Source organism: Enterobacter sp. SA187 (assembly GCF_001888805.2).
GTDB lineage: Bacteria > Pseudomonadota > Gammaproteobacteria > Enterobacterales > Enterobacteriaceae > Enterobacter_D.
This window is the reverse complement of sequence record NZ_CP019113.1, coordinates 1456764-1482799: the sequence shown is the minus strand read 5'-3', so window position 1 is coordinate 1482799 and position 26036 is coordinate 1456764. Positions and strand designations below refer to the sequence as shown.

Annotated in this window: 18 protein-coding genes and 2 rRNA genes; 5 read left to right on the top strand and 15 right to left on the bottom strand. The window is 56.3% G+C overall.

What is annotated here, in order from left to right; all coding sequences use genetic code 11:
• Positions 1-55: 55 nt before the first annotated feature.
• The 5 genes from BMF08_RS07120 to pgi form a co-directional block, all read right to left on the bottom strand.
• Positions 56-2152, bottom strand: a complete 2097-nt coding sequence (locus tag BMF08_RS07120) for a YjbH domain-containing protein (RefSeq protein ID WP_072570171.1) — start codon at positions 2150-2152, stop codon at positions 56-58.
• Positions 2152-2886 carry a capsule biosynthesis GfcC D2 domain-containing protein gene (locus BMF08_RS07115; RefSeq protein WP_072570170.1) on the bottom strand — a complete coding sequence of 245 codons (735 nt, stop codon included), beginning with the start codon at positions 2884-2886 and terminating at the stop codon, positions 2152-2154. Before BMF08_RS07115 ends, BMF08_RS07120 begins: the two co-directional genes overlap by 1 nt.
• A complete protein-coding gene (locus BMF08_RS07110; protein WP_072570169.1) occupies positions 2883-3524 on the bottom strand; it encodes a YjbF family lipoprotein in 642 nt (213 codons plus the stop codon). The genes BMF08_RS07115 and BMF08_RS07110 overlap by 4 nt, the downstream gene beginning before the upstream one ends.
• 61 nt (positions 3525-3585) lie before the next feature.
• Complete coding sequence (yjbE, locus tag BMF08_RS07105) at positions 3586-3828, bottom strand: exopolysaccharide production protein YjbE (protein ID WP_072570168.1); 243 nt, start codon at positions 3826-3828, stop codon at positions 3586-3588.
• A 412-nt stretch (positions 3829-4240) separates the two neighbouring features.
• The gene (gene pgi / locus BMF08_RS07100; protein ID WP_072570167.1) at positions 4241-5890 is read right to left on the bottom strand and encodes a glucose-6-phosphate isomerase; all 1650 of its coding nucleotides are present in this window, start codon (positions 5888-5890) and stop codon (positions 4241-4243) included.
• A gap of 296 nt (positions 5891-6186) precedes the next feature.
• On the opposite strand from pgi, the gene lysC reads away from it, so the two are divergent.
• Together lysC and BMF08_RS07090 are read left to right on the top strand one after the other, a co-directional pair.
• A complete protein-coding gene (gene lysC / locus BMF08_RS07095; protein ID WP_072570166.1) occupies positions 6187-7548 on the top strand; it encodes a lysine-sensitive aspartokinase 3 in 1362 nt (453 codons plus the stop codon).
• Between the two features lie 129 nt (positions 7549-7677).
• Positions 7678-7950, top strand: coding sequence for a DUF3811 domain-containing protein (locus tag BMF08_RS07090; RefSeq protein WP_072570165.1), 273 nt, complete (start codon positions 7678-7680; stop codon positions 7948-7950).
• Positions 7951-7953: 3 nt separating this feature from the next.
• On the opposite strand, the gene rluF is transcribed toward BMF08_RS07090, so the two are convergent.
• The gene (gene rluF / locus BMF08_RS07085) at positions 7954-8823 is read right to left on the bottom strand and encodes a 23S rRNA pseudouridine(2604) synthase RluF (protein WP_072570164.1); all 870 of its coding nucleotides are present in this window, start codon (positions 8821-8823) and stop codon (positions 7954-7956) included.
• A gap of 150 nt (positions 8824-8973) precedes the next feature.
• Here rluF and BMF08_RS07080 point away from each other — a divergent pair, with 150 nt between their 5' ends.
• Together BMF08_RS07080 and BMF08_RS07075 are read left to right on the top strand one after the other, a co-directional pair.
• Positions 8974-9252 (top strand): type II toxin-antitoxin system RelB/DinJ family antitoxin, encoded by a 279-nt coding sequence (locus BMF08_RS07080; RefSeq protein ID WP_072570163.1) that lies wholly within the window; start codon positions 8974-8976, stop codon positions 9250-9252.
• Positions 9233-9538 (top strand): type II toxin-antitoxin system YafQ family toxin, encoded by a 306-nt coding sequence (locus BMF08_RS07075; RefSeq protein WP_072570162.1) that lies wholly within the window; start codon positions 9233-9235, stop codon positions 9536-9538. The genes BMF08_RS07080 and BMF08_RS07075 overlap by 20 nt, the downstream gene beginning before the upstream one ends.
• A gap of 35 nt (positions 9539-9573) precedes the next feature.
• Here the strand turns inward: BMF08_RS07075 and BMF08_RS07070 are convergent, their stop codons facing one another.
• Both BMF08_RS07070 and metH read right to left on the bottom strand, forming a co-directional pair.
• Positions 9574-11205, bottom strand: coding sequence for a Na/Pi cotransporter family protein (locus BMF08_RS07070; protein WP_072570161.1), 1632 nt, complete (start codon positions 11203-11205; stop codon positions 9574-9576).
• A 157-nt stretch (positions 11206-11362) separates the two neighbouring features.
• Complete coding sequence (gene metH, locus BMF08_RS07065; RefSeq protein WP_072570160.1) at positions 11363-15046, bottom strand: methionine synthase; 3684 nt, start codon at positions 15044-15046, stop codon at positions 11363-11365.
• Between the two features lie 193 nt (positions 15047-15239).
• Between metH and iclR the strand changes: the two genes are divergently transcribed.
• Positions 15240-16067: a glyoxylate bypass operon transcriptional repressor IclR gene (gene iclR, locus BMF08_RS07060; protein ID WP_072570159.1), complete on the top strand. Its 828-nt coding sequence runs from the start codon at positions 15240-15242 to the stop codon at positions 16065-16067.
• Positions 16068-16151: 84 nt separating this feature from the next.
• On the opposite strand, the gene aceK is transcribed toward iclR, so the two are convergent.
• From aceK to BMF08_RS07025, 7 genes are all read right to left on the bottom strand, one after another.
• Complete coding sequence (gene aceK / locus BMF08_RS07055) at positions 16152-17882, bottom strand: bifunctional isocitrate dehydrogenase kinase/phosphatase (RefSeq protein ID WP_072570158.1); 1731 nt, start codon at positions 17880-17882, stop codon at positions 16152-16154.
• Positions 17883-17993: 111 nt separating this feature from the next.
• Positions 17994-19298: an isocitrate lyase gene (aceA, locus tag BMF08_RS07050; protein ID WP_072570157.1), complete on the bottom strand. Its 1305-nt coding sequence runs from the start codon at positions 19296-19298 to the stop codon at positions 17994-17996.
• A 30-nt stretch (positions 19299-19328) separates the two neighbouring features.
• A complete protein-coding gene (gene aceB / locus BMF08_RS07045; RefSeq protein ID WP_072570156.1) occupies positions 19329-20930 on the bottom strand; it encodes a malate synthase A in 1602 nt (533 codons plus the stop codon).
• A gap of 243 nt (positions 20931-21173) precedes the next feature.
• Positions 21174-22103 carry a homoserine O-acetyltransferase MetA gene (gene metA, locus BMF08_RS07040; RefSeq protein ID WP_072570155.1) on the bottom strand — a complete coding sequence of 310 codons (930 nt, stop codon included), beginning with the start codon at positions 22101-22103 and terminating at the stop codon, positions 21174-21176.
• A gap of 138 nt (positions 22104-22241) precedes the next feature.
• Positions 22242-22697 (bottom strand): DUF4385 domain-containing protein, encoded by a 456-nt coding sequence (locus tag BMF08_RS07035; RefSeq protein WP_072570154.1) that lies wholly within the window; start codon positions 22695-22697, stop codon positions 22242-22244.
• A 126-nt stretch (positions 22698-22823) separates the two neighbouring features.
• A 5S ribosomal RNA gene (rrf, locus tag BMF08_RS07030) occupies positions 22824-22939 on the bottom strand.
• Positions 22940-23032: 93 nt separating this feature from the next.
• Positions 23033-25939, bottom strand: a 23S ribosomal RNA gene (locus BMF08_RS07025).
• Between the last annotated feature and the right edge of the window lie 97 nt (positions 25940-26036).

The window sequence follows — 26036 nt, the reverse complement described above, 5'->3', positions numbered from 1 at the left end:
AAGTTACAGAGAAATGCCCTCTCCCGGTCGGGAGAGGGACAATTTAAGGGGGGAATCAGCGGAAGTTAATGGAGCGATCGCTGGTCATATCATACAGCTGGAATTTACGGCCCAGCATCTGACCACCGTCACGCGTCAGCGGTGTCCAGCCGATGCCGGCGCGGCTGCGGGTCGGGCCGGTCGAGAACAGATCCAGCGGTATCGAGACATAGACGCCTTTGGTGAAGTCGCCTTCGCCGTACTCTTCAGGCGACACGTTGGTGATGGTGGCATAGGTGCCCACCACGACGCCGCTGTCGAAGTGTTTCGCCACTTCCAGGGTGCCGCCCTTATCGCCTGCCAGATACTGCCCGACGCTGGCCTTGATCAGCACATCCTGCGCGAACGGCGGCGTCCAGTAGGCGGTGAGATGGCCGGTTTTCACGCTGTAATCGGTGAATTTCATCATCTCTTTCGGACCGCGCCAGTCACGCTGCTTCACGTAGTTGGCATCAATGCCGAACGCCCAGTTGCTGTCCACCGGACGCCACAGCACTTCGGCGCCTGCGCCGCCGTACATGGTTTCCAGATAGCCGCCGTACACCTGGCCGTAGAAGCCGTTGCCGAGATACTGGAAGTAGTTGGCCTGCATGTTGTTAACGTAGTAGTCGTTTTCAACATAATCACGCACATGGGTACGCACGCGCGGCAGCAGCGAATCCTTCGGCGGGTTGGTGTAGTTGAATTTGTCGTAGTTGTTGGCGATGTTGCCGAACAGACTGCCGGTGGTCAGCAGGTGGTCGGTCAGCCACAGATCGGCAGTCGCCATCACGCCCAGCTGGTACATGTAGAAGCTTTCCGGGCCGCCCACGGACTGGTTGAGTACCGGATCGATATGAAAATCGAAACGGGATTTTTCGATATACCAGCCCTGCTCGGTGGTGTCCGGCACCTCCGGCTCAACACGTTTTTGCACCAGTTCGGTTTCATGTCCCAGCGGCTCGCCCTGTAAATGGCGTTGCAGGCTGGCGACGTCGGTTTCAGTGGTCACCTGCGGCATGTTCAGACGATTTTCCGTCACGCGGATGGTGCGAATGCCGTCCGGCAAATCGTTCATGATGATGCGGTTGGCGCGCTCGATCCCTTCCTGCGAGTCGCGGTATTTCACCTGCTCGCCGGTAACGTACAGGGTATCGTCTTTCACCTGAATCTGCGGATCCGCAAGGCCCGCGTTATATTTCAGCAGCGTCAGCTGATTCGCCACCACAGAATGTTGCAGGATGGCGTCCTGCGGCTGCGGCTGGTATTGCGGACGGGCGTTATCGTTATAGCTTGGGCGCAAATCGTTAAAGTTATTACGCAGCGTGACGCCAAACATGAAGGTGTTGCCGCGCTCATAGCTCACGTTGACGTCGGCCCAGTCGGTGACGCGATAAATCGCCCCGACGTTGAAGTTGCTGCGTTGCGGCAGTTTGCCCGCGAAGTCCTGCTCGTAGTTGTTACCTTCATATTCCAGCTTCAGGCGCAGCGGTTGCCACGGCGTCTGGTACTCTACGCCGCCGAACAGCGAAGTCGGTCCGTGGAACATCTGGCTGGCATCCACCGAGCCGGCCTGATTGTAGCTGTTATCGCGTACGCAATATTTATTGCTGTAGGTACAGAGCGGGTTTTTGATGTTGCCCGAGGTGCCAAGATAGCCCCAGCCGAGGCCGAGCGAGAAATCAAAGGGTCCCCAGGCTTTGTTCGCCACGATGTATTCGGCGTCAAACAGGCCGGTACCGCCGATATCGCGCGCGCCCACCGCCACCTGCGGCAGCCAGTAGCCCTCTTCCCACAGGCGCAGTTTTAAATCGAAGGCTTTATCTTTGTAAGTCTGGTCGCCGGAAAACGCATCCACGCTGCTGTACTGACGGGTACGCACGTCGGTGTAGCGCAGAGTGGTTTCCAGCCACGGGAAAAGCTGCACCGAGCCAGAATAGTAGCGGTACTGATCGTTATCGCGATAGTTGAGGCTGATCTCGCCTTCACGCGCCATGCGCGCCGTGGGCGTCTGTAACAGGCCAACGCCGCCAAAATCGGACTGCGACGGGCCAATGGGGGCCGGATAGGTTTCTGCATGGCACGCCGCGTTCACCCCCAGCGCCAGCAGACTGTAGAGATAGATTTTTTTCATTAATCCGGGATCCGATGCGTGAGGGAGTAAAGAATATCGGCGTTAATTTCTTCGTACTGGCTGCTCCAGATCGAGTCGGCAAAGCCGACCAGGATCACGCTGCCCGGCATCGGCTCAACATGCCGCCGGTTCCAGTACGCCACAGGCACATTCTCGGTTCGCCCGTCGGGATAAATCACCCACGCATAGCTACGTTCCGCGCCGCTGAGCAGGCTCATGTCATCAAGATAGCCCGCCACATCGCGCCCGGGCTGAAAGGGCTTCTTACCGGGGCTGCTGATAAGCCCCGCGACCATCACCGTAGCAGGCTGTGGCCCCACCCACAGTGTGTACTCACCTTCCAGCGGACGGTTGGCCGTAGGTTCGACGCGTACCCGATCCGGATCGAGCGGCACCAGCTGACGTCCGGTCACTTTCACCGCCTGCAACTGACGGCGCACGCTGTTGATTGCGGCGGCATCGTCGCCCTCTTCTTCACTCGCCAGCGCGCCAAGACGCGCCAGCAGCGCCTGATGACGCTGTTCGGCAATCACCGTGGCTTTGCCTTCGCTGATCACCGCGCCCGGCCACCAGCTGTTTGCCAGCCGGGGCTGCCCGACTAAATCAATCAGAAAAGGGGCATCGGTTAATGTTTTCGGCTGTGTGCTGTCCGGGGAATAAACCTTGATAGTGCCCGCAGCAAAGGCCAGCGGAGGCATCAGGGTTAAAAGTAACGATGTGATAAGTGCCTTCATTTTTCTTTTGCAGCCTTAATCAACATAGTGTTGATGGGGAAATAATCAGCGCCCAGATACTGGGTTGACTGCCTGATTTGCCCTTCACTGTCTATCCAGAAACGGTTAGTCCATGTTTTTTGATCGGTGGTCACTTCTTCTTCCAGCACGCGGACGTCGGTGACATCGCTGCCAAGCGCGAGGGTGTCGGTGCCCGCCCAGCGGAAGGTCGATTGCGCGGTGGCGTAACGCACCTGGCCGTGTTCCGTCCAGCCCATCGTCCGCGTCCAGCTTGCGCCGTCCCGCACCTGATTGGGTTTGGTCAGCGGATCGGCGGCGAGATTGTTCACCTCGATAAGGTTATCCTGGCCGATCAGGGTCTTAACGATGCGCCCATGCTGAGTCACGATAGTGGCCTGATCCTGCGTCACCCATTTCAGCTGGCCGTTTTCTGAGAACGCCAGCACCACAAATAACTGCGGTCCGCCGTTGAGCTGCATGTACTGGCTCGCGTAGGGCATGTCCGCGATGTCTTCATCCGTGAGATGGACGCCAGGGGTGCCGAACATGCTATCCCACAGCGCGCTTCCCAGTCCTTTGGTCGTGCCGGAGCACGCCTGAAGCAACAGACAAAGCAGAACAATTCCGGCTCGCTTCACAACAATTCTCCAGGGTCAAAATAACCACACCGAAGTGTGGTTATGGTTAATGTACCCCCGATTACTGGGTACTTGTGGTCGTTGTAGTGGTGGTTCCGGTATTGGATCCATCACCACCGCCGGTCGCTGCGAGCGCGACACCCACCGCAGAACTCACGGTGCTGACGCTTGTCGCAGACGAGCTGCCCGCCGATACCGACGTTGCAGCCGACCCTGCAGCTTCACCGACTTGCACCGGTGCCGCAAACGCAGACGTCGCCGCCAGCGCTGAAATGGCAAAAATGCCATACAGGACTTTACGCATATCAATTTCCCTTCATTGAATGAATGGATTTTTTACCCGAGAGAGACTCAGGCGCGATCGAGTATACACAACTAAGGCAGGCGAATTACGTAGCAGGGAAATAGCCACAGGGTTTTAAGATAATTGGACAATGGCCTGCGGTCAAACCGCTTCACTTAATTTTAATATATTTAAAATCAAAAGGATAAAATAGAGGTACTGATGATTTTAGCTGCGTATTATCCTAAAATAACCCTCAGGTAATAACAGGTCATTCTGGATTTTCAGATTAAACTCAATACAGGAATTTGCGGCAAGGCACAGACAACGGGAATTATCCGATAAGAAAAGCCGATACTAATATCGGCTTTTAGTATAGATAGAAATTTTTAAATAGCCCGGCGACGCTACGCCTGCACGGGCCTGCAATGCCTTATTTACGCCAGGACTTGTAGCGGTTGATCAGGCCATTGGTTGAGCTGTCGTGGCTGCTGATTTCTTTTTCATCGCCCAGCTCCGGCAGGATGCGGTTCGCCAGCTGCTTACCAAGCTCTACGCCCCACTGGTCAAAGGTGAAGATGTTAAGGATCGCGCCCTGGGTGAAGATTTTGTGCTCATAGAGCGCAATCAGCGCACCCAGGCTTGCCGGCGTGATTTCACGCAGCAGAATGGAGTTGGTCGGGCGGTTGCCTTCGAACACTTTAAACGGCACCACGTGCTCCAGCGTCTTCGGATCTTTACCCTGGTCGGCATATTCCTGCTCAACCACGTCACGGGATTTACCAAACGCCAGCGCTTCGGTCTGGGCGAAGAAGTTAGACAGCAGCTTCGGATGGTGATCGGACAGCGGGTTATGGGTGATCGCCGGGGCGATGAAATCGCACGGCACCATTTTGGTTCCCTGGTGGATCAGCTGATAGAACGCGTGCTGACCGTTGGTGCCCGGCTCACCCCAGATGATCGGGCCAGTCTGGTAGTCCACCGGATTACCGTTACGGTCAACATACTTACCGTTGGATTCCATGTTGCCCTGCTGGAAGTACGCGGCAAAACGGTGCATGTACTGGTCGTACGGCAGGATCGCTTCGGTTTCAGCGCCGAAGAAGTTGTTGTACCAGATGCCGATCAGCGCCAGCAGGACCGGCAGGTTTTGCTCCGGCGCGGTGGTGGAGAAGTGCTTATCCATCGCGTGCGCGCCGGACAGCAGTTCCACAAAGTTGTCAAAGCCAACGGACAGGATGATCGACAGACCAATCGCTGACCACAGGGAGTAACGGCCGCCCACCCAGTCCCAGAACTCGAACATATTGGCGGTATCAATACCAAATTCGCCTACTGCTTTCGCATTGGTGGAGAGCGCGGCGAAGTGTTTCGCAACGTGCTGCTGATCGCCGGCGGTTTTCAGGAACCATTCGCGCGCGCTCAGGGCGTTGGTCATGGTTTCCTGGGTGGTGAAGGTTTTGGACGCCACGAGGAACAGCGTGCTTTCCGGGTTCACTTTCTTCAGCACTTCCGCGATGTGGGTGCCATCGACGTTAGAGACAAAGTGCATGTTGAGGTGGTTTTTGTACGGGCGCAGCGCTTCGGTCACCATGAACGGGCCGAGGTCGGAGCCGCCGATACCGATGTTCACCACGTCGGTGATCGGCTTGCCGGTGTAGCCTTTCCAGCTACCGGAAATGATCGCTTCCGAGAAGGCTTTCATTTTTTCCAGCACTGCGTTTACTTCCGGCATCACATCTTTGCCGTCAACAAGAATTGGCGTATTGCTGCGGTTACGCAGCGCGACGTGCAGCACCGCGCGATCTTCCGTGCGGTTGATCTTCTCACCGGAGAACATGGATTTGATGGCGCCGGCCAGATCGGTTTCTTTGGCCAGATCCTGCAACAGGGAGAGCGTTTCTTCAGTGATGCGGTTTTTGGAGAAATCCACCAGCATCTGATCGTTAAAGGTGGCGGAGAACTTCGCGAAACGATCGCTGTCCTGCGCGAAGAGCTCGGCGATGGTCACATCTTTCATCGCCTCATAGTGTTTTTGCAGTGCCTGCCAGGCAGAAGTTTGCTTCGGGTTAATGTTTTTCATGGCAATACTCTTCTGATTTGAGAATGTTAACTGCGGTCGATTGTAGCGCCTGCGCACAAAAATTGTGATGGTTTTTGTGTAATGGGGATCGTCGCGTTAAGAGGAAGGCCCGCGCAAAGTATAGCCGTTATAAGTTAATTTCCTGGGCGGCTGGATAACATGAATAATCCGCATAATCCCGGCGTTGACACTGCCCGCCGCACCTTTTATTTATAAATACGGTATTTGCGCCAGCACCGGTTTTCGATATGCCCTTGTGCCATGGTCGCTTTTTCTCTCCCTGACACGAGGTCGTTATGACAGAAGCTGTATCCCCGCTCATCGTCGCCAAATTCGGCGGCACCAGCGTTGCCGATTTTGATGCCATGAACCGCAGCGCCGATGTGGTGCTCTCTGACGACAGCGTGCGCCTGGTGGTGCTCTCAGCGTCAGCGGGCGTCACCAACCTGCTGGTGGCGCTGGCAGAGGGGCTTGAAGCCACTGAGCGCTTCGTGAAGCTGGACGCCATTCGCAAAATCCAGTTCGACATTCTGGAGCGTATGCGCAATCCGAACGTCATCCGCGAGGAAATCGACCGCCTGCTGGAAAACATCACCACGCTGGCGGAAGCGGCGTCGCTGGCTACCTCTACCGCGCTGACCGATGAACTGGTCAGCCATGGCGAATTAATGTCCACCCTGCTGTTCGTGGAGATCCTGCGTGAGCGCAACGTCGACGCCCGCTGGTTTGACGTGCGTAAAATCATGCGCACCAGTGACCGCTTTGGTCGTGCCGAGCCGGACGTCGCCGCGCTGGCCGAGCTGGCGAAACAACAGCTTGCGCCGCGTCTGGAAGAAGGCCTGGTGATCACCCAGGGCTTTATCGGCAGCGAATCCAAAGGCCGTACCACCACGCTTGGTCGCGGCGGCAGCGATTACACGGCGGCACTGCTGGCAGAAGCGCTGCACGCCACCCGCGTCGACATCTGGACTGACGTACCAGGGATTTACACCACCGATCCGCGCGTGGTGCCGTCGGCAAAACGCATCGACGAAATCGCCTTTGAAGAAGCCGCCGAGATGGCGACGTTCGGCGCGAAAGTGCTGCACCCGGCAACCTTACTGCCCGCCGTGCGCAGCGATATACCGGTGTTTGTCGGTTCAAGCAAAGATCCGCAGGCAGGCGGCACGCTGGTATGCAATGAAACGCAAAACCCGCCGCTGTTCCGCGCGCTGGCGCTGCGTCGTAAGCAGACGCTGGTCACCCTGCACAGCCTGAACATGCTGCACTCCCGCGGTTTCCTGGCGGAGGTATTCGGCATTCTCGCCCGTCACAATATTTCCGTGGACTTGATCACCACCTCCGAAGTCAGCGTGGCGCTGACGCTGGACACCACCGGCTCCACCTCCACCGGCGATACGCTGCTGACGCAGTCACTGCTGATGGAGCTGTCTGCCCTGTGCCGCGTGGAAGTGGAAGAAAATCTCGCGCTGGTAGCGCTGATCGGCAACGATCTGTCGAAAGCCTGCGGCGTGGGCAAAGAGGTGTTTGGCGTGCTGGAGCCGTTCAATATCCGCATGATTTGCTATGGCGCATCCAGCCATAACCTGTGCTTCCTGGTGCCGGGCGGCGAGGCTGAGCAGGTCGTGCAGAAACTGCATCACAATTTGTTTGAGTAAGAGTGCTGCTGTCGTTTATCACGCCTTGCTGCCGGGTTTTTACCCGGCATTTTTTTGTGCGACGAAGGTTACTGCATGGATCGCGTTCATCACGTACACTCGTGGCACTTTCCCCAGGAGATCGTCACCATGGCTATTGCAAGACTGACACAACAAGATATGACGGAAAGTGAACAGCGCGAGCTGAAAACACTGCTCGACCGCGCACGCATATCACACGGGCGTCTGCTCACCAATTCTGAAACCAATCATGTGAAAAAAGAGTACATCGATAAACTGATGGCGGAGCGTGAAGCGGCGGCCAAAAAGGCGCGACAGGCGAAGAAGCAAAAAGCCTATAAACCGGACGCGGAGGCGACCTATTCCTGGTCTGCCAATACCTCCACGCGCGGCAAGCGTTAGGGTTTAGCGCCCTTTTTTCTTACGACCCGGCTGCACGAAGCGTTTGCCGGCAGGTTTCGCCCGGCTTTTGTCGTCGGGCTTCGCGGCTTTAGCCGCAGGCGCTTTCGCGGACTGGGTCTTCGGTTTGGCTTTTCCTTTCGGCTTTGCTTCCGAACTGGAATTTTCAATCAGCTTAAACAGGCCAATCAGCTCATCGTCCGTCAGATCGCGCCACTCCCCCTGCGGTAAGCCGCTGAGACTGACGTTCATGATGCGCGTGCGCTCCAGCTTCGTCACTTCATAACCGAAATGTTCGCACATGCGGCGGATCTGACGGTTCAGCCCCTGAACCAGCGTAATACGGAAGGTAAAGGGCGCTTCCTTTTTGACTTTGCACTTTTTGGTTACCGTACCGAGGATCGGCACGCCTGCGCCCATGCCGCGAATAAACTCATCGGTAACCAGTTTGTTGACCGTCACCAGATACTCTTTTTCGTGATCGTTACCGGCGCGCAGGATTTTATTCACCAGATCGCCGTGGTTGGTGAGGAAAATCAGCCCCTGCGAGTCTTTATCCAGACGCCCGATGGGGAAAACGCGCTTACTGTGGTTCACGAAATCCACAATGTTGTCTTTTTCGCTGTCTTCCGTGGTGCTGACGATACCCACGGGTTTGTTCAGCGCGATAAACACCAAATCTTCCGCTTCCCGCGGCTCAATCAACTGACCGTTAACTTTTACCACATCGCCGGGAGAGACCTGGTCGCCAATAGCGGCGCGTTTGCCGTTAATAAAGACGTTTCCCTGCTCGATGTAACGGTCAGCCTCGCGACGCGAGCAGATCCCGCTTTCGCTAATGTATTTGTTTAATCGGGTTGATGAGTCTGGCAGCATAAATTCTCCTGTAAAAGCGGAATATACCTTACCTGCCGCGTCAGAAAAAATGGCTTTGTGAGGTCACAGGTTTCTCGTTAGCAGAGCAATGCTTGAAAAATAAGCGCTGCGCCCCCACAATGTACCCACAACTTTGTGGAGAATAGATTTATGCAAACCAGCATTAAAATGCGTATTTCTGAGGAGCTGAAAAATGAAGCGAGTCAGGTATTACGCGACTGTGGACTTACGGTAAGCAGCGCCGTTCGCCTTTTCCTTGAACAGGTGGTCAGCCATCAGGGCATCCCGTTTGAGGTTAAGCGACCTTCTGCCAGAATGAAAATCGCGTTGCAGGAAGCAACGGAGATCGAAACGAAAGCAAGTCATCGCTTTACGTCGATGGACGATATGCTCAAGGGACTGAACGACGATGAATCACAAGAGAAGTAAACTCCCTCGCCGGGTGGAATATACCCGCACTTTTGCAAAGTCCTGGGCACGTTACAACAAAGCTGGCCGACGTAATATGCATGATGTTGCAGACGTGATGTCACTCATTTTCTGTCAGACCACATTGCCTGCTGAATATCTGGATCATGAACTGAACGGGGCGGAATGGGCAGGCGCCAGAGAGTTACATATCGGGGGTGATTTCCTGCTGGTTTACCGGCTTGATGACACCCAAAACCTGGTCACCTTTATCGATCTCGGTACGCACAGTGAACTCTTTGGCTGAGCAGGACAGCATGGCTATCCGGCACAGAGAAAATATTAATACTCGTCGCGCTCGTCGTCTTCATCCGGTTGTTCCATCACGCTGTAGGCCACCGCGCAGAAAAGCGAATTCAGACGTTTCATGTCGCCTAACAGCCCCAGATGCAGCGAACTGGTTTCGATACTCTGCACGTTTTGCTGATGCAGCCGATCAACGTGCGCATGAGAGTAGCGCCGGTTGAGGATGCGGAAACGGTGTTTGCGGCGGCGCAGGCGGCGGGCGCTGGGCACATCGCCGGAAAAGAATACCGACATCGCCAGTTGCAGGTTGCTGAGCAACTGCTCCAGCAGCGCGTCCAGTTCGTTTAAGCCTTCCAGCGAAAACGCCCGCCGTGCGGAGAGGGATTTATCAGCGATTTCGCTACCCATCCGCTCGACAATGTCTGACGCCTGTTCGAGGTTAAGGGACATTTCAATAATTTCCGCCCAGCGGCGGGACTCCTCTTCCGCCAGTTCATCCTTCGGCATACGCGCCAGATAGAGTTTGATGGCGGTGTAAAGCACGTTGATGTCATCCGCCGTTTTACGCAGCTCTTTTTCCTGACGCGGCTCGCCGTGCATCACCTTTTTGAAATCCACCAGCATCTGCTCCATGGCGTCGCCCATGCGCAGCGTTTCGCGCGCGGCATTGGACAGCGCCAGCGCGGGGGTGTCCAGCGCACTGGTATCCAGATGCTTCGGTTTTAAGCGCGCATCCAGCTCCGGCTCATCACGAATAATACGCTTACAGAAATTCGCCATCGGCCCGACAAAAGGCACCATCACCAGGCAGCGGATCAGGTTGTAGAAAACGTGGAAATAGATCACCAGCTCGGACTCCGGCAGCGGCAGCCGGTCCATGGCATCAGCCAGCAGATGCACAAACGGCAGGATCGCCAGGCTGCCCACCAGCTTAAACAGCAGGCTGCCCATCGCCACCCGGCGGGCGGCGGCATTAGCAGCGCTGTTATTGAGTACCGCAAGCAGGCCGGAGCCGAGGTTTGCGCCAATGACCAGACAGAGCGCGACCGGGAAAGCGATCACCCCCGCCGCCGTCAGCGTGGCGGTCAGCAGCACCGCCGCCAGACTGGAATAGGTGATCACTGCAAACATTGCGCCTATCAGCGCATCCAGCATCAGATCGCCCGTCAGCGAGGCAAAAATCACTTTTACACCGTTGGCCTGGGTGATGGGCGTCACCGCCTGTACGATCAGCTCCAGCGCCAGCAGAATAAGCCCGAGGCCAATACCCACGCGCCCCATCTGTCCGGCGCGCGTCTGTTTGCGGCCAAGGAAGAAAATCACGCCGATAAATATCAGCAGCGGCGACAGCCATGAAAGATCAAAGGTCAGCACGCGCGCCATCAGCGCCGTACCGACATCCGCGCCCAGCACAATCACCAGCGCCGGGGCCAGCGCCACCAGATCCTGGGCGACGAAAGAGGTCACCAGCAGAGTGGTGGCGTTACTGCTCTGTACCAGCGCGGTGACGCCAATCCCCGCGCAGAAGGCGAGCGGTTTCTTTTCCACGCTGCGGCTGAGTACGGTACGCAGCCGCGCGCCGAACACGCGCATGACGCCGGTGCGCACGATATGGGTTCCCCAGACCAGCAGGGCGACAGCGGATAACAGGTGTAACAGCGTTAACACGGAATGGTTGCCTCCTGAGTATTGTTGGTTTCCTTTCTCCTCCTCTTCTCCCGTGGGGAAAGGTGAGTTCACTCAGGTAAGTATAAGGTCTTAAATGTAATAAAGTGCCAAGGCACCCGGAAGGTGCCTTGTTTATTATTAACCAAATATGACAGGGTTAATCCGCGTCGTAACCCAGATGCGGGGCCAGCCAGCGCTCCACTTCCGTTACCGTCATCCCTTTGCGCAGGGCGTAGTCTTCCACCTGGTCGCGCTGGATCTGCGCCACGGCAAAGTATTTGCTGTCAGGATGGCTGAAGTACCAGCCCGATACCGACGCGCCCGGCCACATGGCGAAGGATTCCGTCAGCTTCATACCGGTGTGGGTTTCCACGTCCAACAGTTGCCAGATGGTACCTTTTTCGGTGTGCTCCGGGCAGGCCGGATACCCCGGTGCCGGGCGGATCCCCTGGTAGTTCTCGCGGATCAGCTCCTCGTTGCTGAGGTTCTCGTTCGGCGCGTAGCCCCAGTACACTTTGCGCACCCGCTCGTGCAGGTATTCGGCAAAGGCTTCCGCCAGACGGTCGGCGACGGCCTTGACCATGATTTTGTTGTAATCATCGTGCTGCGCGTCGTAGGCCTCGGCCAGCGCGTCTTCCTCGAGGCCACCGGTCACCGCGAAGGCGCCGATATAATCCGCTTTACCGCTGAGTTTCGGGGCGACGAAATCAGCGAGGCAGTAGTTGGCAAAGCCGATCTTCTCGGTCTGCTGACGCAGATGGTGCGCCACGGTCAGCACCTGCGTGCGGGACTCGTCACGGTAAATTTCCACGTCATCGCCCACCCGGTTCGCCGGGAACAGCCCGACCACGCCGCGCGGATTGAGCGATTTTTCGGCGCTCAGTTTATCCAGCAGGTCGTTGGCGTCTTTAAACAGGCGCTGCGCCTCTTCCCCCACCACCTCATCTTCGAGAATGCGCGGGTATTTTCCGGCCAGCGACCAGGTCATAAAGAACGGCGTCCAGTCGATGTAGTTACGCAGTGTCTCAATGCTGGCGCTGACTTCCTGTACGCCGGGACGATGCACTACTGGCGGGGTATAGCTCTCCCAGTCGAAAGCCAGATCGTTTTCCCGCGCCGCCTGTAACGTCACCGGTGGGGTACGCGGTTTTTTACGCCCATGCTGAATGCGTACGGTTTCGTACTCTTTGCGGGTACGGGCGACAAAATCGTCGTGCTGATCGTCGGACAGCAGCGCAGACACCACGCCCACGGTGCGCGAGGCGTTTTGCACGTAGACCGTCGGGCCGCTGTAGTTCTGCTCGATCTTCACCGCGGTGTGCGCTTTGGAGGTGGTGGCGCCGCCAATCAGCAGCGGAATGGTAAAGCCCTGGCGCTCCATCTCTTTCGCCACGTTGACCATTTCGTCCAGCGACGGCGTGATCAGGCCGGACAGACCAATCAGATCGGCATTCACTTCACGGGCGGTTTTGAGGATCTTCTCTGCCGGTACCATCACGCCCAGATCGACAATCTCATAGTTATTACACTGCAACACCACGCCGACGATATTTTTGCCGATGTCGTGTACGTCGCCCTTCACGGTGGCGATCACCATTTTGCCGTTGGTTTTGCCTTTCTCTTTGCTGGCTTCGATGTACGGCTCCAGCCAGGCCACCGCCTGTTTCATGACGCGGGCGGATTTCACCACCTGCGGCAGGAACATTTTCCCTTCGCCAAACAGATCGCCAACCACGTTCATGCCGTCCATCAGCGGACCTTCAATCACCTGGATGGGGCGTTCGGCCTGCTGGCGGGCTTCTTCGGTATCCGCCTCGATAAACTCCGTGATGCCCTTGACCAGCGAGTATTCGAGACGTTTACGCACGTCCCAGCTGCGCCACTCGGCCTGCTGCGCGTTCGCGCCGTCGTCGGCTTTGCTGCCGCGGTATTTTTCCGCCAGATCCAGCAGACGCTCAGTGCCGTCGTCGCGGCGGTTAAGCACCACGTCTTCCACCGCGTCGCGCAGTTCAGCGGGCAGATCGTCATAAATCGCCAGCTGTCCGGCGTTAACGATGCCCATGTCCATGCCGTTGCGGATGGCGTAATAGAGGAATACGGCGTGAATGGCTTCACGCACCGGATCGTTGCCACGGAAGGAGAAGGAGACGTTCGACACGCCGCCGGAAATCATCGCGTGCGGCAGTTCGCGTTTAATGTCTTCGCAGGCGCCGATAAAGTCCTGCGCGTAGTTGTTGTGCTCTTCGATGCCGGTGGCGACGGCGAAGATATTCGGGTCAAAAATGATGTCTTCCGGCGGGAAACCCACCTCTTCGGTAAGAATTTTGTAGGCCCGGCGGCAGATTTCGATTTTACGCGCGCGGGTGTCGGCCTGGCCGACTTCATCGAACGCCATCACCACCATCGCCGCGCCGTAGCGCCGCACCAGTTTCGCATGATGAATAAAGGCCTCGACGCCCTCTTTCATGGAGATGGAGTTAACGATGCCTTTGCCCTGAATGCATTTCAGGCCTTTTTCGATCACCTCCCATTTGGAGGAGTCGATCATGATCGGCACGCGGGCGATGTCCGGCTCGCCGGCGATCAGGTTAAGGAAACGCACCATCGCCGCTTCGGCGTCGAGCATCCCCTCATCCATATTAATGTCGATAATTTGCGCGCCGCTCTCCACCTGTTGCAGGGCAACTTCCAGCGCTTCGTTATATTTTTCTTCTTTGATCAGGCGCTTGAATTTGGCAGAGCCGGTGACGTTGGTACGCTCGCCGACGTTCACAAACAGGCTGTCGGCACCGATGTTCAGCGGCTCCAGCCCGGCAAGGCGACAGGCTACCGGCAACTCCGGTATGGCGCGCGGCGCTAATCCCGCCACCGCGCGATCCATGGCGGCAATGTGTTCCGGGGTGGTGCCGCAGCAGCCGCCGACGATATTCAGAAAGCCCGCTTCGGCCCATTCACGGATCTGCGTGGCCATGGTGTCGGCGTCGAGATCGTATTCGCCGAAGGCATTCGGCAGCCCGGCGTTCGGGTGAGCGGTGACGTAGCACTCCGCGATGCGCGACAGCTCCTGCACGTACTGACGCAGTTCATCCGGGCCAAGCGCACAGTTGAGGCCGAAGGTGAGCGCATCGGCGTGGCGCAGCGAGTTATAGAAGGCTTCGGTGGTCTGCCCGGACAGCGTGCGCCCGGAGGCGTCGGTAATGGTGCCGGAAATCATGATCGGCAGCTCAATGCCCAGCGCGTCGAATTCGGCTTTCACCGCGAAAATCGCTGCTTTGGCGTTCAGGGTGTCGAACACGGTTTCGATGAGGATCAGGTCGCTGCCGCCCTCCACCAGCGCATGGGTCGATTCCCGGTAGGCCTCGACAAGCTGATCGAAAGTGATGTTACGGAACGCCGGATCGTTGACGTTCGGCGAAATAGACGCCGTGCGGTTGGTCGGGCCGAGCACGCCCGCCACATAGCGGGGCCTGTCAGGCGTGCGGGCTGTCCATTCATCGGCACAGGCGCGGGCCAGTTTCGCCGCCTCGCGGTTGATCTCCGCCGACAGGGATTCCATCTGGTAATCCGCCATGGCGATTGTCGTGGAGTTAAAGGTGTTGGTTTCAATGATGTCCGCGCCCGCCTCAAAATAGGCGTTGTGGATGGCGGTGATCACCTCCGGTTTGCTCAGCACCAGCAGGTCATTGTTACCTTTCAGATCGCAGGGCCAGTCGGCGAAACGTTCGCCGCGGAAATCCTGCTCACTCAGACGATAGCCCTGGATCATGGTGCCCATGCCCCCGTCCAGAACCAGAATGCGTTTTTTTAACTGCTGATGCAGTTGCTCAACTTTGCTGCTCACGAGTGCTCCTGACGACGCTCAACCAGGCCAGAAAGGCCAGCAGACCATACTGGCACAATCCCCTGTGGCGGAAAAGAGAACAGCGCTGAACATGAGACATGTTCATAACCACTCCTCCGATCAGTAAGAGGATGGTTGCAATATAATCAAATAAAACGAAAATGATTTCCACGATACAGAAAAGGAGTCAGCTATGGTTGCCACTGTTCCCGCCAAACGCGGAAGAAAACCCGCCCCCGCCGCTGCACAACAGGCCACCGGCCAGGTGCAGTCGCTGACGCGCGGCCTGAAGTTGCTGGAGTGGATCGCTGAATCCCACGGCAGCGTGGCGCTGACCGAGCTGGCGCAGCAGGCTGGCCTGCCGAACTCCACGACGCACCGCCTGCTGACCACCATGCAGCAGCTGGGCTTTGTGCGTCAGGTGGGTGAGCTGGGGCACTGGGCTGTAGGCGCACACGCGTTCGTTATCGGCAGCAGTTTTTTGCAAAGCCGTAATCTGCTGGCGATTGTGCATCCCATTCTGCGCAAGCTGATGGAAGACTCCGGCGAGACGGTGAATCTGGCGGTGCTCGACCAGAGCGATCATCAGGCAATTATTATCGATCAGGTACAGTGCACGCAGTTAATGCGCATGTCAGCGCCGATCGGCGGTAAGCTGCCGATGCATGCGTCCGGCGCGGGGAAAGCCTTTCTGGCGCAGCTTTCTGAAGAGCAGGTCACCGGGCTGCTGCATCGCCAGGGGCTGCATGCATATACTCATGCGACCCTGGTGTCGCCGCTGCATCTGAAAGAAGATCTGGCCCAGACGCGCAAGCGCGGTTACTCCCTGGATGATGAAGAGCACGCACTCGGCCTGCGCTGTGTGGCGGCCTGTATTTATGATGAGCATCGCGAACCTTTTGCGGCGATCTCCATTTCCGGGCCGATTTCGCGCATTACCGATGACCGCGTGACGGAGCTGGGCGCGCTGGTGATCAAAGCGGCGAAAGAAGTGACGCTGGCGTACGGCGGCACACGGTAATGTGGTGTTGCAACCAAGAGATGCCGGGTGGCGGCTACGCCTTACCCGGCCTACAAATACCACAATTGCATAATACCCGGCCTGTCACCCCGCCCCGTAACGCTGGCTGAAACGCTGGCGACGGCGGTAGGCGTAAACGTCTTCTATATAGCCCTGCCGAATGCGTTCCTGTAACCCGCGCCAGTACTCCGCGCGAAAGAGATCGGCGTGCAATTCTTCAAACAGCACCCGGCAGCGCGGATCGGCGCACAGCCAGTGGCGGAACTCCTCCGGGAATACGTCCCCCGGCGCCACGCTGTACCATGGCTCAGCGCTCATCTCATCTTCCGGATAACGGGCGGGCGGAATGTCGCGGAAATTCACCTCCGTCATATAGCAAATTTCATCGTAGTCATAGAACACCACCCGCCCGTGGCGCGTTACGCCGAAGTTTTTAAACAGCATATCGCCGGGGAAAATATTGGCGGCGGCCAGCTGGCGGATGGCGTTACCGTACTCTTCGATGGCGTCGTGCAACGCCTGACCGTCCACCTGCTCCAGCCAGATATTCAGCGGCACCATGCGCCGTTCAATATAGAGATGACTGATGGCGATATTATCCCCCTGGTCGGTGATTTTGCCCGGCGCTTCCTCCATCAGCAGCGTCATCAGCGCCGGAGCGATCCGCCGCTTCTCCAGCACAAAATTTTCAAACTCCTGGGTGTCGGCCATGCGTCCGACGCGATCGTGCTCCTTGACCAGCTGGTAGCAGGCGCGCACATGGGCGGCGTCCATCTCCTTTTGCGGCGCGAAGCGATCTTTAATGACCTTAAACACCCGATCGAATCCCGGCAGGGTGAACACCAGCATCACCATGCCGCGAATGCCAGGCGCTTCAACAAACTGCTCGTCGCTGTCAGCGATATAGTGCAGATATTCCCGATAGCTTTCGGTTTTGCCATGTTTCTGGCAGCCAATCGCCATATACAGCTCAGCGGTGGTTTTACCGGGCAGGATCTCCCGCAGCCATTCCACCAGCGCGCCGGGAAAAGGGGCGTAAACCATAAAGTAGGAGCGGGCGAAGCCAAAGACGATGCTGGCTTCGGCGCTGGTGGTCAGGCAGGTATCAACGAACAGCCGGTGATCGTCCGCGCGGTGGATCGGCAGTAAAAAGGGCACGGTGGCGTCAGGCAGGATCAGCTTTCCCACCAGCCACGCGGCCTTGTTGCGATAAAACAGTTCGTTGGCGATCTGCAAACGCGCCTGACGTAACCGCGCTTCACCGAAATTTTCCAGCAGATGCGCCACGATATAACCCACATCACGCGCCTGATCCTGCCACGGCAGCCGCAGGGGTAGATCTTCCAGCACGTTATGGAGCAGCGCGTGCCAGCCGTAATACGGCGTAAAGTCTTTCGCCAGCGGCCGCGGCGTAACGTGCAGGCGCTGCGCGGGCTGTGAGCTGAACACAAACAGCCGTTCGGGCGTCAGCTGACGGTGACTGAACAGGCGGCAGTAGACAGAATTAAAGAAGCTTTCGGCGATTTCGAAACGCGGATAATCAGGCAGCAAGGCGGTGTACTGCTCTTTGACGCGCAGCAGAAATCCGGCGCTGAGCGTCTGGTTATCGGTAATGCAGCGTAACTGCTCGACCACCAGCCCGACGTGATGATCGTAGAGATGGATACGGCTTTTCATCGCCTGTTGCACGGCGTGCCAGTCCGCCTGCTCAAAGCGCTGCTGCGCGCCGGAGGTGACCTCCAGGAAGCGCCCATACTGCGCGTCAAAACCCTGGAGAATGGTCTGGGCGATTAACAGTTCCAGGTCACGGGACATCTTTTGCCCTCGTCCGAAATTGGGATTGCCGGATGGCGCTTCGCTTATCCGGCCTGCACAACGACAGGATCCGCAGGCCCGGTAAGCCTCGCGCCACCGGGCTACAGGACGTCAGAACTGCTGTTCTTCCGTCGAACCGGTCAGCGCGGTAACGGAGGAGGTGCCGCCCTGAATAATGGTCGTCACCTTGTCGAAGTAACCGGTACCCACTTCCTGCTGATGAGACACAAAGGTGTAACCCTCTTTCGCAGCGGCGAATTCCGGCTGCTGGACCTTTTCAACATAATGCTTCATGCCCTCGCCCTGCGCGTAAGCATGGGCCAGGTCGAACATGTTGAACCACATGCTGTGGATGCCGGCGAGGGTGATGAACTGGTATTTGTAGCCCATCTCCGCCAGCTGCTGCTGGAAGCTGGCGATGGTGGTGTCGTCGAGATTTTTCTGCCAGTTGAACGACGGCGAGCAGTTATAGGCCAGCAGTTTGCCGGGGAAGCGGGCGTGAATGGCGTCGGCAAAACGCTTCGCCTGCTCCAGATCCGGCGTCGAAGTTTCGCACCACACCAGATCGGCATAAGGGGCGTAAGCAAGGCCGCGGCTGATCGCCTGTTCAATACCTGCCCGTGTGCGGTAAAAGCCTTCGCTGGTGCGTTCACCGGTAATAAATTCACGGTCATATTCATCGCAATCGGAGGTGATGAGATCGGCCGCGTCAGCATCGGTACGGGCGATGAGCAACGTCGGGACGCCCATCACGTCAGCCGCCAGACGCGCCGCTACCAGTTTCTGAATGGCTTCCTGCGTCGGCACCAGCACTTTGCCGCCCATATGGCCGCATTTTTTCACCGAGGCGAGCTGATCTTCAAAATGCACGGCCGCCGCGCCCGCAGCGATCATCGACTTCATCAGTTCGAACGCGTTAAGCACGCCGCCGAAACCGGCTTCGGCATCAGCAACGATCGGCAGGAAGTAATCCACATAGCGCGGATCCCCCGGTTCGATGCCTGCCGCCCACTGGATCTGATCCGCGCGGCGAAAGGTATTGTTGATCCGATCCACCACCGCGGGTACGGAGTTCGCCGGATAGAGGGATTGATCCGGATACATGCTGGACGCGAGGTTAGCATCGGCCGCCACCTGCCAGCCGGAGAGATAAATCGCTTCGATCCCCGCCTTCGCCTGTTGCAATGCCTGACCGCCGGTCAGCGCGCCGAGACTGTTGATATAGCCTTTTTTCGACTCGCCGTGCAGTAGTCGCCACATTCTGGCGGCTCCCAGCTGAGCGAGCGTGCACTCCGGATTCACCGAGCCGCGCAGCTTCACCACTTCATCGGCGCTGTACGGGCGACGGATGCCCTCCCAGCGCGGGTTAGTCCATTCTTGTTGTAGTTGTTCGATTTGTTGGGTACGGGTTTTCATCGCAGATGCTCCATTTTTATTATGTGGGGATCACGCCAGCAGGCGGTAGCCCGGCAGAGTCAGGAAGTCGATCAGCTCGTCGGAGGTGGTGATTTGCTCCATCAGGCGCGCGGCATCGCTGAAGCGCCCGCTGCTGAACCGGTGTTCACCCAGTTCTTCCTGGATCACCTGCATCTCTTCCGCCAGCATGCGGCGGAACAGCGCTTTGGTGACGGGCGTGCCGTCACTGAGCGATTTTTCGTGATGGATCCACTGCCAGATTGAGGTGCGCGAGATTTCTGCCGTTGCAGCGTCTTCCATCAGGCCATAAATCGGCACGCAGCCATTGCCGGAGATCCAGGCTTCGATGTACTGCACCGCCACGCGGATATTGGCGCGCATGCCCTCTTCGGTACGCTCGCCGTCACAGGGGGCCAGCAGTTCGTCGGCGGTAACAGGCGCATCTTCGTCGCGGGTGACGTGCAGTTGGTTGGGGTTATCGCCCAGCGCATGGTTGAAGATGTCCATCACCGTATCAGCCAGACCGGGATGCGCGATCCAGGTGCCGTCGTGACCGTTTTTAGCTTCCAGCTCTTTGTCGGCTTTGACTTTGTTCAGCACCCACTCATTGCGTTCACGATCTTTACTCGGAATGAACGCGGCCATGCCGCCCATCGCAAAGGCGCCGCGACGGTGACAGGTTTTAATCAGCAGACGCGAGTAGGCATTAAGGAATGGCTTATTCATCGTCACCTGCTGACGATCCGGCAGCACACGATCCGGATAGTTCTTCAGCGTTTTGATATAGCTGAAGATGTAATCCCAGCGGCCACAGTTCAGGCCGACGATATGATCGCGCAGCGCGTGCAGGATCTCGTCCATCTGGAAAACCGCGGGCAGGGTTTCAATCAGCAGCGTGGCTTTAATGGTGCCGCGCGGCAGGTTGAAGCGATCTTCGGCATAGCTGAATACCTCGCTCCACCATGCGGCTTCCTGCCAGGCCTGGGTTTTCGGCAGATAGAAATAGGGGCCGCTGCCTTTGGCGAGCAGGTTTTTATGGTTGTGGAAGAAGTAGAGCGCGAAGTCGAACAGGCTGCCGGGGATCGGCTCACCGCGCCAGGTAACGTGTTTTTCCGGCAGATGAAGACCGCGCACACGGCAAAACAGCACCGCAGGATCGGGTTTCAGCTGATAGATTTTCCCGCTTTCATTGGTGTAACTGATGGTGCCGTTAACCGCGTCACGCAGGTTGATCTGGCCTTCGATCACTTTTTGCCAGTTGGGCGCCAGCGAGTCCTCAAAGTCCGCCATGAAGACATTCACATTGGCGTTGAGGGCGTTAATCACCATTTTGCGCTCGACCGGCCCGGTGATCTCAACGCGTCTGTTACGTAAATCCGCCGGGATGCCGCGGATCTTCCAGTCGCTTTCACGAATGGAAGCAGTTTCCGAAATAAAATCGGGCAGCGTACCGTTATCTATTTTCAGCTGCTGTTGCAGCCTTGCTGCCAGCAGGGCGTTGCGTTTGGGCGTAAAGCGCGCCACCAGTTCACTGAGAAACTCCACCGCTTCGGGCGTCAGGATCTGCTGCTCCTGCCCGCTATGCGGTTGACTGAAGGCCAGTTCTTCAGTCGTGGTTGCCTGTTGTGTCATGCCATGGCTCCTCGTTGTTGATCCAGAATGATCCTCATCGCTGATGAAATTCAGACTGTGCAGTTTTCGTTCAGCAGGTTTAAGATTACTCAACGAAAACACAAAATCAAAAACAATTTCCATTTTTTAATTAATAATATATTAACCAATTGATAACAAACAGATTAAAATTTAATCGTGCCGGGAAGTGTTTTTCAGAAATAAAAAAAGCACCCGCAGGTGCTTTAAGAGGAGCTGAAACGCTTAATCCAGCGTGGGGTTCATATGGCGCAGATCGAACGGCGTGATCTGGTAAACGTAGTAGTTGAGCCAGTTGGTGAACAGCAAATTACCGTGGCTGCGCCAGCTGGCGCGCGGCACATGCTGCGGATCGTTGCCCGGAAAATAGTTGTACGGCACGTCGGGGTTCAGCCCGGCTTCCACGTCGCGGAAATACTCGCCGGCAAGCGTATCAGCATCGTATTCAGGATGTCCGGTAACGAAAGCAATACGTTTGTCTTTACTGCCGAACAGATAGGCGTCGCCATTGGCGGTTTCAGCGAAGATCTCCAGATCGGTATAGTCACGGATCAGCGCCGCCGGGAAGTCGGCAAAGCGGGAGTGCGGCGCCAGAAAGACATCATCAAAACCACGGGTGAGCAAGGCATGGGGTTGGGTGATATGGTGTTCATACACGCCAGAGAGTTTGTCTTTGCGGGTCTGCTTGGGAATGCCATAGAGGATATTGAGCGCCGCCTGCACTGCCCAACAGACAAACAGCGTTGAAGTAACATGATCTTTGGCCCATTCCAGCACCTGTTTGATCTGCGGCCAGTAGGCAACGTCATTAAACTCCACCAGGCCCAGCGGCGCGCCGGTGACGATCAGGCCATCGAAGTTATCATTACAGATATCTTCGAAGTTACAGTAAAAGTTGTTCAGATGTTCCGCTGGCGTATTGCGGGATTCGCGGGAATCAATGCGCAGCAGCTGAATATCCACCTGTAGCGGGGAGTTCGACAGCAATCGCAGGAACTGGTTTTCCGTTTCGATTTTCTTTGGCATCAGATTGAGGATCAGCACCTTCAGCGGGCGGATCTCCTGACCTGTTGCACGGGATGTCGTCATGACGAAGACGTTTTCATCACGTAAGAAATTGACGGCTGGCAGCTCGTCCTGTACCCGAATCGGCATAACCTTAAATCCTCAAAGCATACGTATAAACGTTTAGACATCCAGACAGCTGACAATAACCAGGAATGGCAGAAATGTCGAGCCTGCATATGCCAGTTGAGAAATTTTCAGGTAGCGTTTGGAATAAGCGTCTGGCGATCAGCCGTATTTTTGCTGATGGGCTTTTTTGCGTCGCAGATAGTCTTCGTCAGCGCGCAGGTTATCCCAGTATTTTTTGAAGATGGTCGCGGCTTCGGCTTTTATGGGGTCGTTCTGGCGCGGCAGAACGTTTTTATCTTCATCGTATTTTCTTCCGCCGGGGTGATTAGCGTAGCGTCTGGCGCGGGTATAGCCCATCTGAATAAATTTGCGGGCCATATCCATGCCGACAAAATCGTCCTGCTGACGGTACTCCTCGAACTTTTCCATGATTTGCTGCGCAGACAACGCGGCTATTTCAGGGGTTTTAAAGCGCCAGAGCGGGAGGATCTCACTTTTATAAGGCTCGACAAGCAATACGCCCTGCTCGCCGCGGCCAACCTGGTACAGCTCCGGATGCGCGCGGAAATCGATGCTGTTGAAATCCTGTTGGTAGTTGAAAGGCGGGTTAGGCAAAAAACGTCCTCCGGATGAATGGCACAGGACTATTTTAGACGAGATTGATGAAATGCGTGGGCAGGATCAGGAAGGATAAAAACGCAAAAAGGCCATCCGTGAGGATGGCCTTCTGCTTTATTTGATGCCTGGCAGTTCCCTACTCTCGCATGGGGAGACCCCACACTACCATCGGCGCTACGGCGTTTCACTTCTGAGTTCGGCATGGGGTCAGGTGGGACCGCCGCGCTAGTGCCGCCAGGCAAATTCTGTCTGTCTAACGCCTTAAGGCATTAAACATTAATCTGTATCAGCTGAAAATCTCTCAAATCACGCCAAAACATCTTCGGCGTTGTAAGGTTAAGCCTCACGGTTCATTAGTACCGGTTAGCTCAACGCATCGCTGCGCTTACACACCCGGCCTATCAACGTCGTCGTCTTCAACGTTCCTTCAGGACTCTCAAGGAGTCAGGGAGAACTCATCTCGGGGCAAGTTTCGTGCTTAGATGCTTTCAGCACTTATCTCTTCCGCATTTAGCTACCGGGCAATGCCATTGGCATGACAACCCGAACACCAGTGATGCGTCCACTCCGGTCCTCTCGTACTAGGAGCAGCCCCCCTCAATTCTCCAGCGCCCACGGCAGATAGGGACCGAACTGTCTCACGACGTTCTAAACCCAGCTCGCGTACCACTTTAAATGGCGAACAGCCATACCCTTGGGACCTACTTCAGCCCCAGGATGTGATGAGCCGACATCGAGGTGCCAAACACCGCCGTCGATATGAACTCTTGGGCGGTATCAGCCTGTTATCCCCGGAGTACCTTTTATCCGTTGAGCGATGGCCCTTCCATTCAGAACCACCGGATCACTATGACCTGCTTTCGCACCTGCTCGCGCCGTCACGCTCGCAGTCAAGCTAGCTTATGCCATTGCACTAACCTCCTGATGTCCGACCAGGATTAGCTAACCTTCGTGCTCCTCCGTTACGCTTTAGGAGGAGACCGCCCCAGTCAAACTACCCACCAGACACTGTCCGCAACCCGGATTACGGGTCCACGTTAGAACACCAGCCATTAAAGGGTGGTATTTCAAGGATGGCTCCACGCAGACTGGCGTCCACGCTTCAAAGCCTCCCACCTATCCTACACATCAAGGACCAGTGTTCAGTGTCAAGCTATAGTAAAGGTTCACGGGGTCTTTCCGTCTTGCCGCGGGTACACTGCATCTTCACAGCGATTTCAATTTCACTGAGTCTCGGGTGGAGACAGCCTGGCCATCATTACGCCATTCGTGCAGGTCGGAACTTACCCGACAAGGAATTTCGCTACCTTAGGACCGTTATAGTTACGGCCGCCGTTTACCGGGGCTTCGATCAAGAGCTTCGCGTTGCCGCTAACCCCATCAATTAACCTTCCGGCACCGGGCAGGCGTCACACCGTATACGTCCACTTTCGTGTTTGCACAGTGCTGTGTTTTTAATAAACAGTTGCAGCCAGCTGGTATCTTCGACTGGTTTCAGCTCCGCGAGCAAGTCGCTTCACCTACGCACCAGCGTGCCTTCTCCCGAAGTTACGGCACCATTTTGCCTAGTTCCTTCACCCGAGTTCTCTCAAGCGCCTTGGTATTCTCTACCTGACCACCTGTGTCGGTTTGGGGTACGATTCTGTGTTACCTGATGCTTAGAGGCTTTTCCTGGAAGCAGGGCATTTGTCACTTCAGCACCGTAGTGCCTCGTCGTCACGCCTCAGTGTTAAAGTGAACCGGATTTACCTGGAACACACACCTACACGCTTAAACCGGGACAACCGTCGCCCGGCCAACATAGCCTTCTCCGTCCCCCCTTCGCAGTAACACCGAGTACAGGAATATTAACCTGTTTCCCATCGACTACGCCTTTCGGCCTCGCCTTAGGGGTCGACTCACCCTGCCCCGATTAACGTTGGACAGGAACCCTTGGTCTTCCGGCGAGCGGGTTTTTCACCCGCTTTATCGTTACTTATGTCAGCATTCGCACTTCTGATACCTCCAGCAGACCTCACAGTCCACCTTCAACGGCTTACAGAACGCTCCCCTACCCAACAACACATAGTGTCGCTGCCGCAGCTTCGGTGCATGGTTTAGCCCCGTTACATCTTCCGCGCAGGCCGACTCGACCAGTGAGCTATTACGCTTTCTTTAAATGATGGCTGCTTCTAAGCCAACATCCTGGCTGTCTGTGCCTTCCCACATCGTTTCCCACTTAACCATGACTTTGGGACCTTAGCTGGCGGTCTGGGTTGTTTCCCTCTTCACGACGGACGTTAGCACCCGCCGTGTGTCTCCCGTGATAACATTCTTCGGTATTCGCAGTTTGCATCGGGTTGGTAAGTCGGGATGACCCCCTAGCCGAAACAGTGCTCTACCCCCGAAGATGAATTCACGAGGCGCTACCTAAATAGCTTTCGGGGAGAACCAGCTATCTCCCGGTTTGATTGGCCTTTCACCCCCAGCCACAAGTCATCCGCTAATTTTTCAACATTAGTCGGTTCGGTCCTCCAGTTAGTGTTACCCAACCTTCAACCTGCCCATGGCTAGATCACCGGGTTTCGGGTCTATACCCTGCAACTTAACGCCCAGTTAAGACTCGGTTTCCCTTCGGCTCCCCTATACGGTTAACCTTGCTACAGAATATAAGTCGCTGACCCATTATACAAAAGGTACGCAGTCACCCCATAAAAGAGGCTCCCACTGCTTGTACGTACACGGTTTCAGGTTCTGTTTCACTCCCCTCGCCGGGGTTCTTTTCGCCTTTCCCTCACGGTACTGGTTCACTATCGGTCAGTCAGGAGTATTTAGCCTTGGAGGATGGTCCCCCCATATTCAGACAGGATACCACGTGTCCCGCCCTACTCTTCGAACTCACAACATGTGCATTTTTGTGTACGGGAGTATCACCCTGTACCCTGCGACTTTCCAGACGCTTCCACTAACACACATGCTGATTCAGGTTCTGGGCTCCTCCCCGTTCGCTCGCCGCTACTGGGGGAATCTCGGTTGATTTCTTTTCCTCGGGGTACTTAGATGTTTCAGTTCCCCCGGTTCGCCTCATGCCACTATGTATTCATGACATGATAGTGCAACGGATTGCACTGGGTTTCCCCATTCGGGTATCGCCGGTTATAACGGTTCATATCACCTTACCGGCGCTTATCGCAGATTAGCACGCCCTTCATCGCCTCTGACTGCCAGGGCATCCACCGTGTACGCTTAGTCGCTTAACCTCACAACCCGAAGATGTTTCACTTCTGATTGCAAAAATTTGAGAGACTCGAACACACCGTTTTTCTTTTCTTATTACGGAGAAAAGAAACAGCGTGT